The organism is Saccharopolyspora terrae (assembly GCF_004348435.1).
Taxonomy (GTDB): Bacteria; Actinomycetota; Actinomycetes; order Mycobacteriales; family Pseudonocardiaceae; genus Saccharopolyspora; species Saccharopolyspora endophytica.
Genome location: NZ_SMKS01000007.1, coordinates 55,859 through 70,464 on the forward strand (window position 1 = coordinate 55,859; position 14,606 = coordinate 70,464).

Genomic DNA, 14,606 nt, shown 5'->3' on the forward strand with positions numbered 1-14,606 from the left:
GTCGGGGTGCCACCGGCACCAACGCGGATTGACCGTCCACATCGGATGGTTTGATCAGTCGTCGAGGTCGTGGGGGCGCGGGTAGGGGTCGGGTTGGTATGGGGCGTAGGCGTGGTCGGCGCCGGGTTCGGCCACTTCGGCGCGAGCGTTCATCGCAGCGGGCTCGGTGCTCCCCCACCGCCCGGTGTCGAGGCGGGTTTCCACGGTGTGCAGGGCGGCGAGCTGTTCGCCCGCGGTGAAGTTGCAGTGGCCGGGGCGGTCGACGTAGGACTGCCGCAGCAGCCGGGACGCCCCTGCCTCGCTCACCGCGTCGCGGTGGGCGCTGGCGACCTGCACGGGGACCAGGCCGTCACCCGTGGTGTGGATGTCCAGCTGCGGCTTGGTCAGCTCACCGGTGAAGGCCACGTTGCGGGTCATGTAGTCCACGGCCCCGGGTTCGGCGGTGATGCGCGGGCCGCCGGCCAGCGCGGTCAGGTCGTCGTGCAGCGACAGCCCGGCAGCGGCGTAGAGCCCTTCGACCTCAGCCGCGTAGGGCGAGTCGGTGAGCATCGCCGCGTAGTCGACGCCGGTGTTCCAGGACATGTTGCCGCCTGCGCGGGATTCGGCCTCCTGGCGCCACTCCATCGCCGTGGTGGGGAACCGCGTCATGACCTCGTACTGGTTGCGCTGCTGCGCTTCCCAGTCGCGGTCGCCCGGTTCGGGCTGGGCGGGGTCGTTGTGGCCGGGAATGTTGTGCAGCGCGGCGGCGAGGGCGATTCGCGCGCGCCCCTGCGGGGTCGACTGCGCCTGATCGACCACGCCGGTCATGGCGGTGGCGGCCCTGGAAGCCGCCACCTGGTCGGGGAAATCGACCAGCGGCAGGTCCGACCCGGGATCCAGCAGGGTTTTCACCGCGTACGCGGCGTCGAGCGTGCTGTTCCAGTTGGCGACGCCGCCGTGCACCAGTCCGCACATCGACAGAGTTCCGTCGATCCGATCGGCGTTGCGCTCGGCGATCGTGGTGGTGACCAGCCCGCCGTAGGACTGGCCCCACGCGATCGTCCGCCGCGCTTTCCCGAACCGCGTGGTGAATTCGTCCAATGTGGCCAGTTGATCGGGTACGGCCTGCTCGACGGCCCATCCGGTGGTGGCGTAGGACGAGCCGATGAGGGCGTAGCCCTGCCGCAGCGCGATCGCAGCCGTCTGCTCGCTCGGCGCGTTCTCAGCGGGATTGGGTTCACCGGAAGCCCGGTAACCGTGGCTGAACAGCAGGACGGTGCCGTTCCAGTTCTCCGGCACGTCCATCACCCAGGTGGCGCCGCTGGCCAGCGCACCCTCGACGTGGGCGGGTCCGTCCGCGGCGAAGGCCGGCACGGCCGCGGACGCCGTGAGCACTGCGGACGCAGCGAGCGTTGCGAGGCGGTGTCTCATCGCCCATCTCCTCAACAGCAGTGGCGCGGGGGCCTACTTCAGCCCGAGCAGAGTGACCGCGTTGTCCTTGAGGATCTTCGGACGGACGTGCGGTTTCATGTCGAGCTTCTCGAAGTCCGACAGCCACCGGTCGGGCGTGATCACCGGGTAGTCGGAGCCGAACAGGACCTTGTCCTGCAGCAGCGAGTTGGCGTAGTGCACGAGCTGCGGCGGGAAGTACTTCGGCGACCAGCCCGACAGGTCGATGTAGACGTAGGGCTTGTGCGTGGCCACCGCCAGCGCCTCGTCCTGCCACGGGAAGGACGGGTGCGCCAGGATGATCCGCAGCTCGGGGAAGTCGACGGCCACGTCGTCGACGAGCATCGGGTTCGCGTGCTTCATGCGGATACCGCCACCACCGGGCACTCCCGCACCGATGCCGGTCTGCCCGGTGTGGAACAGCGCCGGGACGCCGAGCTCCTCGATCGCCTCGTACAGCGGATAGGCCATCGGGTCGTTCGGCGAGAACCCCTGGATGCTCGGGTGGAACTTGAACCCTCGCACCCCGTGCTCGGTGACCAGGCGGCGCGCCTCCCGCACACCCGCCTTGCCCTTCCACGGGTCCACGCTCGCGAACGGGATCAGCACCTCGGGGTGCTCGGCGCAGCTCTCGGCGACCTCCTCGTTGGCGATGCGCGGGTGCCCGGTGGCGTGTTCGGCGTCCACGGTGAACACCACCGCCGCCATCCGCCGCTGCCGGTAGTGGTCGGCCATCTCGGTGATGCTCGGCTGCCGGTGCCCGTGGGCCTTGAAGTACTCCTCCGACGCTCCGAACAGCTCGGGGCTGAGCGATCCGTGCCCGTCCTTGGAGATCTCGGCGTGGGTGTGCACGTCGATGGCGACCAGTTCGTCGACGTTCATGGCGTGTCCGGTCATGGCAGTCGGAGGTCCCTTCCGCGAGCGTGCCGACCGGACTGAAAGTACGGCGATTTGATGACGGCCGTCAACATTGTGCCCAACATTGGACGTGACTACGCTGGTCACGTGACCACCTCCGCCGATGACGCGCTGACCTACTCGGCCCGGCCGCAGTCGCTGATGCTCAGCTTCCTGGGCCTGCACGTGCTCGGCCGCGGCACGGCGGTCTACTCGGGCAGCGTCATCGACGTCTTCGACCGGATCGACGTCTCGGAGGAGGCGGTGCGCTCGACGCTGAGCCGCATGGCCAAGCGCGGGCTGCTGACCCGCCACCGCCAGGGCCGCCGCGTCTACTTCGGACTCACCGAGCACGCCGGCCAGGTCCTCGAGGACGGCGAGCGGCGGATTTGGCACACCGGAGCGGTCAACCGCGACTGGGACGGCACCTGGACGCTCGTGGCCTTCTCGCTGCCCGACTCCCGGCGCAGCGACCGCCACGACCTCCGCTCCAAGCTGATCTGGGCGGGGTTCGGCCCGCTGCAGAACGGCCTGTGGATCGCACCGGGCGAGACCGACGTCGTCCGGATCGTCGACGAGCTCGGGCTCAACGACAACGTCACGGTGTTCACCGCGCAGCGGGCGAAGCCGACGGAGGCCGCGGACCTGGCCCGCAAGGCGTTCGACATCGACGCCATCGCCGAGCGCTACCGCGCCTTCCTCGCGCGCTGGGACACCCCGTCCCCGCTGCCCTCCGCCCCGGACGACCTGGCGCGACAGCTCGTGCTGCACACCGACTGGTTGCAACTGGTCCGCCAGGACCCGCACCTGCCGGCCGAACACCTCGACGCCGACTGGCCCGCCATCCGCGCGGAAGGCCTCTTCCGCGATCTCGCCCGCCACTACGACACGACCGCCTCTCCCCTGGCCGAGCAGGCGATCGAGCAGATCCGACCCGCCAGGCCGTGAGTCCCGCGCCGCTGGGGCGCTGCACAATGGGGGCATGGTCGAGCAGAGCGTGTGGATGCAGAAGGTGGCGGCTGACCCGGGACATTCCGCCTGGTACATCGGTCGGATGCGCGGTCTGGCCGAGGCCGGTGAGGACCTCGCGGGTGAGGCTCGGCTGATCGACTCGATGGCCGCGCGCGGCTCGCGCATCCTCGACGCCGGATGCGGTCCGGGCCGGGTCGCCGGTGCTCTCGCGGCGGCCGGTCACGACGTGGTCGGGGTGGACGTCGACGCGGCGCTGATCAAGGCCGCCGAGGAGGACCACCCGGGGCCGCGCTGGATCGTCGACGACCTCGCAGAACTCGATCTCGCCGCGCACGGCATCAGCGAACCGTTCGACGTGATCGTGTGCGCCGGGAACGTGATGACCTTCCTCGCCCCGAGCACGCGTCGCACCGTGCTGCAGCGGTTCCGCGAGCACCTGGCGCCGCGGGGCCGGGTGGCCATCGGGTTCGGGACCGGACGCGGGTACGAACCCGACGAGTTCTTCGCCGACGTGGAGGCCGCCGGGCTCACCCAGGACCTCGTCCTGGCCACCTGGGACCTGCGTCCGCGCCGCGCGGACTCGGACTTCCTCGTCGCGATCCTCAGCCCGGCCGAGTGATCTCGTCGGTGGTGCCGAGCACTCCCGCGTCGACGAGGCGTTGCACGTCCTCGTCGGCGATCCCGGCTTCCGCCAGGACCTCTCGGGAGTGCTGGCCCAGCAGCGGGGCCGGTCGCGGTGGTGGCGGGGGCGTTCCGAAGTCGATCGGTCGCCGGGCCAGCCGGACCGGGCCCACGCCCGGCTGATCGACGGTCTGGAAGAAGTCGGTCGCCACCAGCTGCGGATCCGCGAAGAGGTCTTCGATCGAGTTGACCGGCCCGTGCGGGATGTCGGCGCGTTCGAACGCCGCGCTCCACTCCGCCGAGGTGCGGTGGACCATCTCCTCGGCCAGCAGCGCGTAGAGCTCGTCGATGTGGGTCGTGCGGGCCCCGATGTCGTGGAAGCGGGGGTCGTCGGCGAGCTCCGGGCGGCCGACCAGGTCGAAGAACGCGATCCAGTGCTTGTCGGCGTACATCATGACGGCCAGGTGACCGTCCGCGGTGGCGTACGGGCGCCGGTGCGCGGAGTCGGTCCTCGGGTAGCCGGTGGGACCTGACGGCGGGTCGGTGAGCCAGCCGCCCTGCCGGTCGAGCAGCATGAACGACGCCATCCCCTCGAACATCGGGACCTCCACCGAGCGGCCGGCACCGTCGATCTCGCGAGCGCGGAGGGCGGCGCAGGTGGCCGCTGCGCCGTAGAGGCCCATCACCTTGTCGGACGCGGCCGAGCGCCAGTACTCCGGCTCACCGCCCGCGGCGGCCTGGGCGTCGGCGATGCCGGAGGCCGCCTGGATCACGTCGTCGTAGGCGGGCCGGTCGGCGTGCGGGCCGTGCCTGCCGTAGCCGCGGAACGCGCACAGCACCAGCGCCGGGTTGACCTCGCGCAGGTCGTCCCAGGTGAGTCCGAGCCGGGCCGCCGCCGGCGGGCGGATGTTGTGCAGCAGCACGTCGGCGTCGCGCACCAGCGCGTGCAGCACGTCGCGGGCGTCGTCGCTCTTGAGATCGACGGCGAGGGAGCGCTTGCCCCGGTTGGCGTTGACGAAGATCGGCCCCGCCCCGGCTCCCGAGGTGTCCCCGACGCCCCGCACCTGGTCGCCGCGCAGGGATTCGACCTTGACGACGTCGGCGCCCCACTCGGCGAGGACCTGCGCCGCGTAAGGCCCCATGAACACCGTGGACAGGTCGAGGACCCGCACTCCGGCCAGGAGTTCGCCGCTCATCGGTGACCTCCCGGGAGGGCGGGCGTGTCGGCCGAGCCGCCGAGGACGACGTCCCACAGCGACGAGGTCCTCGTGGTCTCGCCGAGGAAGCGGTCCCAGTCGCGGGTGGTGCCGAACTCGCCTCGCCAGTCGAGCGCGGGCAGCGTGAACAGCTGCAACGGGTGCTCCTGGGTCGTGCCGATCGCGCCGTGGACCTGGTGGGCGTTGCGCACCACGACCGACACCGCGTGACCGGCGCAGGACCGCGCCGCCGCGACCTTGACCGCCGAGAGCGCACCGGTCTCGGCGGCATCCAGCACGGCCGCGTCCACCGCAGCCCGCGCCAGCGCCGCTTCGGCGGCGGCATCGGCCACCAGGTGCTGCACGGCCTGGAACTTCGCGATCGGACGCCCGAACTGCACCCGAGTCCGGCTGTGCTCCACGCACAGCCGAACCACCGCGTCCAACGCCCCCACGACCTGCACCGCCCGGGCCAAAGCCCCCCGCAACACCAACTCGTCCAGAACCCCCGCACCCACCTCCACAACCCCAGGAGGTTCCTCAACCTCCCGCATTTCCCCCCGAGGCAACCCGGACCGGGCACCCGGATTACTCCCGTAATCAGGTACCGGATTACGGGAGTAATCCGGGGTTGGGGAGGGGGTTTCGGCTACGGCGTAGGTGCCGTTGGGGCGGCGGAAGAGGAGGACCGCGGGGACTTGGTCCAGCCACGGGACCGCGCGGGCTGTTCCGTCGGGTTCGACGATCGCCAGGGTCAGCGGCGTTGCCGGGTCGTCCGCGGGAGATCCGGCGGTGCGGAGGAGCCAGTGGGCCAGCAGGTCGCTCTCGGCGAACGGGAGATGTCGTGCTGCTGCCGCGCTTTCGCTCAACAGGGCTGCTGCTTCGAGCCAGCCCGCACCTGAGCCGCCCTGCTGCTCCGGGGCGGTCAGGGCGGTGAAACCGAGTCGGCTCAAGCGTTCCCACAGCTCCGCGTCGAAGGCGACGCCGCCGGTGGTCTGGTCGAGCCGGTCGTGGAGATCGCCGGCGAGGACCTCGCGCAGCACGTCGCGCAGCTCAGGGTCGACGGTGGTCATCAGCGCATCCCCAATCCGCGTGCGACGACGCCTCGCAGGATCTCGTTCGTCCCGCCGCGCAACGTGAACCCGGGCCGCTGCTGCACGGCGCGACGGGTCAGCGCGGCGACGTCGCCGGTCTCACCGGACGAAGTCTCGAGGTCGGCCAGCTCGGCGATGTCGCCTTCGAGGACGGTTCCGAGCACCTTCACCAGCGCTGCCGGAACGTCCGGCCGGTCTCCGCGCTGGAGCGCGGCGGCGATGGACAGCGACATCTGGTGCAGTCCCGCCAGCCTGCCGGTGATCCTGCCCGCTTCGGCCGGTTCCAGGCTCGCCACCAGGGATTTCGCCAGCTGGTAGGTCGACAGGAACCGCTCCGGCCCGGAGCGCTCGAACGCCAGCTCCGAGGTGACCTGGTGCCAGCCCGCCCCGATCTCCCCCACGACGTGATCGTCGGGCACCACGACCTCGTCGAGGTGGACCTCGTTGAAGTGGTGCGATCCGTTCGCCGAGATGACCGGCCGGATCTCCACGTCCGGGGAGTCCAGCCGCACCAGCAGCTGGCTCAGCCCACCGTGGCGGTCCTCCTCCTGCGGGGAGGTGCGGACGAGCGCGATGAAGGCGTCCGCGACGTGCGCACCGGACGTCCAGAGCTTGGTGCCGCGCACCCGCCAGCCGCCGTCGATCCGTTCCGCCCGCGTGCGCACGCTGGCCAGGTCGGAGCCCGAATCCGGCTCGCTCATCCCGATCGCGAAGAACATCTCACCGGTCACGATGCGCGGCAGGTACTCCCGCTTGAGCCGCTCGTTGCCGAAGCGCAGCAGGTTCGGCGCGACCTGCCGGTCGGAGATCCAGTGCGCGGCGACCGGCGCACCGGCGGCCAGCAGCTCCTCGGTGACCACGAACCGCTCCAGGAACGTCCTGCCGTGGCCGCCGTACTCGGTGGGCACGGTCATGCCCAGCCATCCCCGCTCGGCGAGCGCGCGCGTGAAACGCACGTCCCACCCGCTCAACCAGCTGTCCACGGTCGGCTCGAACACGCCCGCGGCGACCTGCTCGACGAGGAAACCCCGCACCTCCCGGCGCACCGCGTCCAGCTCCTGGTCCTCGCGAACGGGCGGCGGCATCAACGACGGCATCGACCACTCCTGCACTGGATCCGGAACGGTTGCGCACACCACGTAACCGGCACGCACGTCCCAGGTCAACGGGCCTTGCCGATGACCTGGTGGCGCACGTGCACGTAGGGTGTCGCCGAGTCAGGCCCGGCTGCTTTGGAGGAACGCTTCTCATGTCCGATGTGCTGCTGGTCGAGCGCGCCGATCACGTGGAGACCTGGACGATCAACCTGCCCGATCAGCGCAACCCGATCTCCGGCGGGGACCTGATCGAGGCGTTCGAGGACAACGCGCGGCGGGTGCAGCAGGACCTCGACGTGCGGTGCGTGGTGCTCACCGGAGCGGGCAAGGCGTTCTCCGCCGGCGGCAACGTCAACGACATGCGGGAGAAGGCCGGCATGTTCAGCGGAAGCCCGTGGGAGATGCGCAACGGCTACCGCGACGGCATCCAGCGGATCCCGCTGGCGCTGTCCGAGTGCGAGGTCCCGATGGTGGCCGCCGTCAACGGGCCCGCCGTCGGAGCCGGATGCGATCTGGCCATGATGTGCGACCTGCGGGTGGCCTCCACCAACGCTTGGTTCGCCGAGTCCTTCGTGCAGCTGGGCATCATCCCCGGCGACGGCGGGGCCTGGTTCCTCACCCAGGCCATCGGCCCGCAGCGCGCGGCGGAGATGGCGCTCACCGGCGACCGCGTCACGGCTGCGAAGGCTCTCGAATGGGGCATGGTCGCGCACGTCGTCGAACCGGAGCAGCTGCTCGACGAAGCTCGCGCGCTGGCAGCGCGGATCGCCAAGAACCCGCCGCACGCCACCAGGATGGCCAAGCGCCTCCTCAAGGAGTCCCGCACCAACGACCTGCGCCGCGTCTTGGAGCTCTCGGCCACCATGCAGGCCCTCTCCCACCACACCGCCGACCACGCCGAAGCCATGAACGCCGTGCTCGACAAGCGCCCGGGCAACTTCGAGGGCCGCTGACCGCCACGCCGGCGGCGAACCGGATTTCAGTGGAACTCCGGTCCCGACTTCCACTGAAGCCCGGCCCCCAAGTTCCACTGAAATCCGGTTCGCGGGTTCCACTGAAATCAGGGTTGGGGTGGGTTCTCCGGGGTCAGGACGCAGCGGGAGCCGGTGAAGATGGTGACCATGCAGCGGTTGTTGTGGTTGCACAGGGACCGGGTGCCGGAGTCCGCGGCGATGCGGTTGATCAGGTCGGGTTCGCGGAGGAGGGCCCGGCCCATCGCCACGAACTGGAAGCCCTCCCGCATGGCCGTGTCCATGATCTGCCGGTTGGTGACGCCTCCGAGCAGCACCATCGGCAGGTCCACCGCCGCGCGGATCTGCCGGGCGTCGTCCAGCAGGTAGCCGTCCTGGTAGGGGTATTCGCGCAGGAACCTGCTGCCGACCAGCTTCACGCCGGTGCGGATGGGTTCGCGCATCACCGAGGCGAACTCGCGCACCGGTGCGTCGCCCTTGAACAGGTACATCGGGTTGAGCAGCGAACTGCCCGCCGTCATCTCCAGCGCGTCGACGGTGCCCTCGGCCTCCAGCCACTGCGCCACCGCGATCGCCTCGTCCAGCCAGAACCCGCCGGGCACACCGTCATCCATGTTCAGCTTGGCCAGGATCGCGATCCGGTCGCCGACCGCTTCACGGACCGCGCGCATGATCCGCAGCGCGAACCGGGCCCGGTTCGCGAGGCTTCCGCCGTAGGAGTCGGTGCGCTTGTTGAGCTTGGGGCTGAGGAACGAGCTCGCCAGGTAGTTGTGTCCCAAGTGGATCTCGACGGCGTCGAAACCGGCTGCCACGGCCATCTTCGCGGCTTCGCCGTGCGCCTGGACGACCCGGTCGATGTCGGTCGGCGTCGCGGCCTTGACCGGGCGCAGCGATTGCAGGCTCAGCGACCTGCTCGGCCCGAGCGCGGGCAGCTTCGTCTTGGTGGAGTCGGCGACCGGCCCGGAGTGGCCGACCTGCGCGGAGATCGCAGCGCCCTCGGCGTGCACGGCTTCGGTCAACCGCCGCAGGCCCGGGACGGCCTCGTCGCGCCAGACGATCTGGTGCCCGTCGGTGCGCCCCTCGGGTGAAACCGCGCAGTAGGCGACCGTGGTCATGCCGACACCACCGGCCGCGTGCCGCACGTGGAAGTCGATCAGCTCGTCGGTGACCAGTCCGCGACGGGCCCTCTTCTCGTAGGTCGCGGCTTTGAGCACCCGGTTGCGCAGCCGCAACGGCCCCAGCACCGCCGGGGCGAGCACGTCGGGCATGACCTTCTCGCGCATCGCTACGTCCTCACCTCGTCGGAAGTCCCGCGTTGCGATCGGCACCCTACCAGCATTTTGGCGCATCCCGCCAAAAACTTCTGCCCGGCGGTTGACCAGCGCGGGGACCTCGGTCGACTATCGTCGGCGAGGTGAGCAACAGCGACGCCTCCGCACCGCAGCGCGGCCGCCCGACCGTGCTCGACCGCGCCGCCATCGCCACCGAGACCTTCCGGCTCTGGACCGAGCGCGGCTACGACGACGTGGGCTGGAAGGACATCGCCGAGGCCACCGGCGTCAGCGTCCGCACCCTCGTCCGGCACTTCGCGCGCAAGTCCGACATCGCCTGGATCGGCGTACCCGTCGCCACCCGCCGACTGCGCGACGCGCTCGGCGACACCCCCGCGGACGCTCCCGTCAGCGACGCCGTCCGCCGCGCGATCGTCGCGTCCATTTCGGACGATCCGATGACACCCGCAGGCCCCGACTGGATCCGGGTCGTGTGCGCCGAACCCGAGATCGCAGGCACCGCCCCCACCGCCTACCAGCCCTGGATCGCCGAACTCGCCCGCTTCATCGAGCACCGCGTCCCCGGCATCACCCCCGCCGCCGCCACCGCCCTGGCCAGCGGGTACCAGGCGGCCACCTTCGCCGCCCTGGTCGCCTGGAGCGAGAGCGGCTCCCACGAGCGCGCGGCCGCGGCGGCGGACGAAGCCCTCGCCTGGTTGTCGATCCCCGCGCCGTGAAGCCGCACCGGCGAATCCGGATCGATTCGCGTGAATCGCAAGTCCGGCGCCGTGGAAATCACAATTCAGAATGATTTCACCGCACACTCCAAAAGCTTCGAATGATGCCGGAATGCTTTCTGCTATACTACTGATGTACCAGAATTCGATGTGTCAGAACTCTGTTCTGATGAAGTCGGGGCGATGATGACTGCTGCGAGCGAGGAGCACCCGGGCAACCTGTCCATGGCGGAGAAGGCCTACCTGGCGATCAGAGACCGGCTGATCATGCTGGACATCCCGCCGATGACGGCCATCGACGACGCGGCGCTGGCGCGCTCGCTGGAGATCGGCCGCACCCCTGTGCGCGAGGCGCTCAAGCGCCTGGAGATCGACCGGCTGGTCGTGTCCTACCCGCGCCGGGGAACCTTCGCCACGGCCGTGGACATCACCGATCTGGCCTACATCTCCGACCTGCGCGTGCACCTCGAACCGCTGGCCGCCCGGCGAGCCGCGGAGATCGCCGTGGACGCCGACCTGGAGGAGATCGGCGGCCTCGTCGACCAGCTCGACGGCATGGACTTCCGCTCGATGGCGCGCGACGAGGTCATGCGCTGGGACCTGCACGTGCACCGCACGATCTATCACGCCGCGGGCAACCCGCACCTCGAGGACACCCTCATCCGCTACGACAACCTCGCAACGCGGATCTTCTGCGTCTTCCTGGACCGCATGCAGGACTTCGACAGCCACGTCATGGAGCACTCGGCGCTGCTGCGAGCCATCGGATCGCGCAAGCCGGACAAGGCGGAACAGCTGGCCAGGGAGCACGTCCTCAACTTCGACAAGGCGATGCGCTCCCTGGTGTGAGAGCTGTTGAGCGATTGCTCTGCTTGGCGGTGCAGGTGGCGGAACTGAGCGGCTTCGTGGACTCCGTGCGCCACGACTTGTGCATGTCCCATACACGGCGTCCCGGCGCATTCGCCGCGAAGCCGCTCAGAACCCGCGGCGGTGCCGGCTGAGTCCCACACCTGGAACAGCGGCTACCGCCTCATCGCTCAACCGGACGACAGGCGCTGCGCGAGCTTGCGGCGCCATTGGCCGAAGGGCCGGGCGCGATCGACCGCGAGCACTCCGACGGGCTCTTCCGCCGCGTCGAGGTAGAGGGCCAGGAAGTCGCCGGATTCGGGGTCGCCCTCCTCGATCTGAACGGCGCAGTCCTCGGTGCGGTGGCCGGCGAACTGGATCTTGTGCCCGTACTGGTCGGACCAGAAGTAGGGAACCGCGTGGTGCGCGGGCGCCGAGTGCTCCCGGCCGAGCAGCGCCGCCACCGCGGCAGCCGGTTGCTGCAGCGCGTTGGTCCAGTGCTCCAGCCGCATCGGACGCGCGGTGTAGTCGCGGTAGGAGTGCGCGCAGTCGCCCGCTGCCACGACCTCGGGCACCCCGGTCCGGCCGCGCGCGTCGGTGCTGACGCCGTGGTCGACGTCGAGCCCGGACCCGGCGAGCCATTCGGTGTTCGGCTCGGCCCCGATGCCGACCACGACCACGTCCGCGGGCAGCTCCCGCCCGTCGGACAGCCGCACCCCGGTCACGCGGGACTCGCCCAGCAGCTCGGCGACGCCGGACAGCGGGTGCACCCGGACGCCGTTGCGGGCGTGCAGCCGAGCGCACACCTCACCCATGTCGGCGCCCAGGGCTCGTCGCAGCGGAACCGGGCCGTTGTCGACGACGTCGACCTCGCACCCGAGCGCGACCGCCGTCGAGGCGACCTCGGCGCCGATGAACCCGGCGCCGACCACCACCAGCCGGGCTCCCGCGAACAGCTCCGCGCGCAGCGCCCGCGCGTCGTCCAGGGTCCGCAGGGTGTGCACGCCCTGGAGCTGCATTCCGGGCAGCTGCCGCGCCCGCGCACCGGTGGCCAGCACGACGCCGTCGGTGCCGATGCGGGTTCCGTCGGCGAGCACGACCGCGCGACCGGCCGTGTCGAGCGCGCCCGCGGGCTGCCCGAGCCGCCAGTCCACGTCGAGCTCGTCGTCATCGGAGTCGGTGAGCCGGATGTCGTCCTCGTCGATCGCCCCCGCCAGGAACTCCTTGGACAGCGGCGGCCGGTCGTAGGGGCGGTGCGGCTCGTCGCCGACCACCGCGATCTCGCCTTCGAAACCCTGCTCGCGCAGCGCGCGGACCGCCGAGAGCCCGGCCAGGGACGCGCCGACGACCGTGATGTGGCGCATCAACCGACCTCCTCCGCGACGGTGCTGCCGACGCGAGTCGACTCGTGCACGTAGACCATCCCGTCCTCGACCGTGACGGCGTGCGTGCGGACCGGCTTCTTGGCGGGCGGGCCGCTGGGCATTCCGGTTCGGAGGTCGAAACAGGCCGCGTGCAGCGGACATTCGACCGCGCAGCCCTCCAACCACCCGTCGGACAGCGACGCGTCCTGGTGCGAGCAGGTGTCATCGATCGCGTAGAGCTCCCCGTCGACGTTGAACACCGCGATCGCCACGTCGCCATGCACGCGGACCGACTCCCCCGGCGGCAGGTCGAGCAGCTCACCAACCAAGATCATTACGCCTCCTGTTGCAGATAGCGGAACACCGCGTGCTATGCGCAACAACAGGATGGGGGCCCGCCGCCCGCTCGTCAATGGGAGATTTTCGCCCGAAACAGGGATTTATCAAGGGTTTCCGACCCCCGGGCGCGCTCGATCGCGAGGCCGCGCGCTGCCGCGTCACGACCTCGTGGACGGGTGATGGGGGGTTGAGGTGTTGCTTCGGCGATGCCGAGGGGATACCTTCTCGCCAACAGATATATCAGTAGTGGGTCGCGGCCACAACCGCGACGTCGCCACTCCGGTGGCGGCATCCAGCGCACCGCGTCGCACCCGGGGGACCCATGACCGACCGCCCCAGACGGCCTCGGCGAGGTCTGAGACCGCCTGTCGTGCAGGAGGAACGCACGGTCCACCGCGCGGTCGCGGCCGCCTCGGTCGGCAACGTCGCCGAGTGGTACGACTTCGGGATCTACTCCTACCTGGCCGCCGGGGTGCTCGACCAGGTCTTCTTCGCCGACTTCGGCCCGTGGGCCGCGGTGTACACGCTCGGCGCGTTCGCCGCCGCGTTCGTGATGCGCCCGCTGGGCGGCTTCGTCTTCGGGCGTCTCGGCGACCGCTTCGGGCGCACCAAGGTCCTGTCCGCCACGGTGCTGATAATGGCGGCGGCCACGGTGCTGCTGGGACTCCTCCCCGACTACGGCGCGGCCGGCCTGCTGGCGCCCGTCCTCGTGCTGCTCGTGCGGATGCTGCAGGGCTTCTCCGCGGGCGGCGAGTACACCGGGGCGCTGACGCTGATCGCCGAGTACGCGCCGGACCGCCGCCGCGGCTTCTTCGGCAGCTGGCTGGAGTTCAGCACGCTGACAGGCTACGCGCTCGGCGCGGGCACCTGCGGCGCGGTGGTCGCCCTGCTGCCGCCGGACGCGCTGCTGACGTGGGGCTGGCGGGTGCCCTTCATGCTCGCGCTGCCGCTCGGGCTCATCGGGCTCTACCTGCGCATCCGCCTGGAGGACACGCCGGCGTTCCGGCAGCTCATGGAGCGCTCGCCGGTGCTGGCCACGATGACGACGCGGCGCGCGGGGCAGATCGTGCTGCGCCACTACCGGACTCCCGCGCTGGTGGCCGCCGGGATCGTCGTGGCGTGGAACGTCACCAACTACGTGCTCACCAACTACGTCCCGACCTACCTGACCAGCACGCTCCCCCGCCACGGCGAGGGCGACACCAGCAACGCGGTCGCGACGGGCATGCAGGTCGCGGTCATGGTGGTGATGCTGTGCGCCATCGTCGGCGTGGGCAGGCTCAGCGATCGCATCGGCCGCAAACCCGTGCTGATGACCGGAAGCGTCGCCCTGGTGCTGCTCGGGCTGCCCGCCGTGTGGCTGCTTCGCGCCGGAACAGGTGGTCAAGCGCTCGGGCTGCTCATCATCGGGTTGTGCCTGATGTGCTTCGCGGCGGTCTCACCGTCGACGCTGCCCGCGCTGTTCCCCACGATGATCCGCTACAGCAGCCTCGCGGTCATCTTCAACCTGTCGGTGTCGTTGTTCGCCGGCACCGCACCGACGATCATCGAGGCCGCCGTCACCGCGACCGGCAACCTGGACTGGCCGGGCTACTACCTGATCGGTGCCGGCCTCATCGGGATCGTCGCCACGCACTTCCTGCGCGAGCACGCGGGCAAGCCGCTGGACGGAGCCGCGCCGCTGACCTCCAGCGCCGAGCTACCACCCCCGCCGCTGTCCGAAGACGGCGTGCCGCTGGAACTACCGCGCTAGAACGACCTTCCGCTCGGCGG

General features: G+C 70.5%; 14 protein-coding genes. 6 read left to right on the forward strand and 8 right to left on the reverse strand.

All coding sequences use genetic code 11. The annotated features are described in order from the left end of the window. Positions 1-54: 54 nt before the first annotated feature. Both E1181_RS06990 and E1181_RS06995 read right to left on the reverse strand, forming a co-directional pair. Positions 55-1,410, reverse strand: a complete 1,356-nt coding sequence (locus tag E1181_RS06990) for an alpha/beta hydrolase (protein ID WP_132673128.1) — start codon at positions 1,408-1,410, stop codon at positions 55-57. A gap of 33 nt (positions 1,411-1,443) precedes the next feature. Further along, positions 1,444-2,310: an amidohydrolase family protein gene (locus E1181_RS06995; RefSeq protein WP_132673216.1), complete on the reverse strand. Its 867-nt coding sequence runs from the start codon at positions 2,308-2,310 to the stop codon at positions 1,444-1,446. Between the two features lie 123 nt (positions 2,311-2,433). On the opposite strand from E1181_RS06995, the gene E1181_RS07000 reads away from it, so the two are divergent. Together E1181_RS07000 and E1181_RS07005 are read left to right on the forward strand one after the other, a co-directional pair. Continuing rightward, positions 2,434-3,273 (forward strand): PaaX family transcriptional regulator, encoded by an 840-nt coding sequence (locus E1181_RS07000; protein WP_235876541.1) that lies wholly within the window; start codon positions 2,434-2,436, stop codon positions 3,271-3,273. A 34-nt stretch (positions 3,274-3,307) separates the two neighbouring features. Next, entirely contained in the window at positions 3,308-3,916 is a 609-nt protein-coding gene (locus E1181_RS07005; RefSeq protein ID WP_132673129.1) for a class I SAM-dependent methyltransferase, read from the forward strand. Here the strand turns inward: E1181_RS07005 and E1181_RS07010 are convergent. From E1181_RS07010 to E1181_RS07020, 3 genes are read right to left on the reverse strand one after another with little or no spacing between them, the layout of a single operon-like run. Then, entirely contained in the window at positions 3,900-5,114 is a 1,215-nt protein-coding gene (locus tag E1181_RS07010) for a CaiB/BaiF CoA transferase family protein (protein ID WP_132673130.1), read from the reverse strand. The genes E1181_RS07005 and E1181_RS07010 overlap by 17 nt on opposite strands. Next, a complete protein-coding gene (locus E1181_RS07015; RefSeq protein WP_132673131.1) occupies positions 5,111-6,187 on the reverse strand; it encodes an acyl-CoA dehydrogenase family protein in 1,077 nt (358 codons plus the stop codon). Before E1181_RS07015 ends, E1181_RS07010 begins: the two co-directional genes overlap by 4 nt. Next, positions 6,187-7,305, reverse strand: a complete 1,119-nt coding sequence (locus tag E1181_RS07020; protein ID WP_207922039.1) for an acyl-CoA dehydrogenase family protein — start codon at positions 7,303-7,305, stop codon at positions 6,187-6,189. The genes E1181_RS07015 and E1181_RS07020 overlap by 1 nt, the downstream gene beginning before the upstream one ends. Positions 7,306-7,457: 152 nt before the next feature. On the opposite strand from E1181_RS07020, the gene E1181_RS07025 reads away from it, so the two are divergent. After that, positions 7,458-8,258 (forward strand): crotonase/enoyl-CoA hydratase family protein, encoded by an 801-nt coding sequence (locus tag E1181_RS07025; protein WP_132673132.1) that lies wholly within the window; start codon positions 7,458-7,460, stop codon positions 8,256-8,258. Between the two features lie 107 nt (positions 8,259-8,365). Here the strand turns inward: E1181_RS07025 and E1181_RS07030 are convergent, their stop codons facing one another. Then, a complete protein-coding gene (locus tag E1181_RS07030) occupies positions 8,366-9,559 on the reverse strand; it encodes an NADH:flavin oxidoreductase (RefSeq protein ID WP_132673133.1) in 1,194 nt (397 codons plus the stop codon). Between the two features lie 131 nt (positions 9,560-9,690). Between E1181_RS07030 and E1181_RS07035 the strand changes: the two genes are divergently transcribed. Together E1181_RS07035 and E1181_RS07040 are read left to right on the forward strand one after the other, a co-directional pair. Next, entirely contained in the window at positions 9,691-10,284 is a 594-nt protein-coding gene (locus E1181_RS07035) for a TetR/AcrR family transcriptional regulator (RefSeq protein WP_132673134.1), read from the forward strand. 186 nt (positions 10,285-10,470) lie between these two features. Next, positions 10,471-11,133, forward strand: a complete 663-nt coding sequence (locus E1181_RS07040) for a GntR family transcriptional regulator (RefSeq protein WP_132673219.1) — start codon at positions 10,471-10,473, stop codon at positions 11,131-11,133. A 188-nt stretch (positions 11,134-11,321) separates the two neighbouring features. Here the strand turns inward: E1181_RS07040 and E1181_RS07045 are convergent, their stop codons facing one another. After that, on the reverse strand, positions 11,322-12,494 hold the full coding sequence (locus E1181_RS07045) for an NAD(P)/FAD-dependent oxidoreductase (RefSeq protein ID WP_132673135.1): 1,173 nt from the start codon (positions 12,492-12,494) through the stop codon (positions 11,322-11,324). Further along, on the reverse strand, positions 12,494-12,829 hold the full coding sequence (locus E1181_RS07050) for a bifunctional 3-phenylpropionate/cinnamic acid dioxygenase ferredoxin subunit (RefSeq protein ID WP_132673136.1): 336 nt from the start codon (positions 12,827-12,829) through the stop codon (positions 12,494-12,496). The genes E1181_RS07045 and E1181_RS07050 overlap by 1 nt, the downstream gene beginning before the upstream one ends. A gap of 374 nt (positions 12,830-13,203) precedes the next feature. Between E1181_RS07050 and E1181_RS07055 the strand changes: the two genes are divergently transcribed. Next, a complete protein-coding gene (locus E1181_RS07055) occupies positions 13,204-14,586 on the forward strand; it encodes an MFS transporter (protein WP_328590855.1) in 1,383 nt (460 codons plus the stop codon). Positions 14,587-14,606 lie beyond the last annotated feature (20 nt).

Bases quoted from the DNA above. Each gene is read 5' to 3' on its own strand.
- E1181_RS07030 (WP_132673133.1), bottom strand. From the start codon at position 9,559: ATGCGCGAGAAGGTCATGCCCGACGTGCTCGCCCCGGCGGTGCTGGGG.
- E1181_RS07040 (WP_132673219.1), top strand. From the start codon at position 10,471: ATGACTGCTGCGAGCGAGGAGCACCCGGGCAACCTGTCCATGGCGGAG.
- E1181_RS07025 (WP_132673132.1), top strand. From the start codon at position 7,458: ATGTCCGATGTGCTGCTGGTCGAGCGCGCCGATCACGTGGAGACCTGG.
- E1181_RS06995 (WP_132673216.1), bottom strand. From the start codon at position 2,310: ATGAACGTCGACGAACTGGTCGCCATCGACGTGCACACCCACGCCGAG.
- E1181_RS07005 (WP_132673129.1), top strand. From the start codon at position 3,308: ATGGTCGAGCAGAGCGTGTGGATGCAGAAGGTGGCGGCTGACCCGGGA.
- E1181_RS07020 (WP_207922039.1), bottom strand. From the start codon at position 7,305: ATGCCGTCGTTGATGCCGCCGCCCGTTCGCGAGGACCAGGAGCTGGAC.
- E1181_RS07015 (WP_132673131.1), bottom strand. From the start codon at position 6,187: ATGACCACCGTCGACCCTGAGCTGCGCGACGTGCTGCGCGAGGTCCTC.
- E1181_RS07050 (WP_132673136.1), bottom strand. From the start codon at position 12,829: ATGATCTTGGTTGGTGAGCTGCTCGACCTGCCGCCGGGGGAGTCGGTC.
- E1181_RS07010 (WP_132673130.1), bottom strand. From the start codon at position 5,114: ATGAGCGGCGAACTCCTGGCCGGAGTGCGGGTCCTCGACCTGTCCACG.
- E1181_RS06990 (WP_132673128.1), bottom strand. From the start codon at position 1,410: ATGAGACACCGCCTCGCAACGCTCGCTGCGTCCGCAGTGCTCACGGCG.
- E1181_RS07045 (WP_132673135.1), bottom strand. From the start codon at position 12,494: ATGCGCCACATCACGGTCGTCGGCGCGTCCCTGGCCGGGCTCTCGGCG.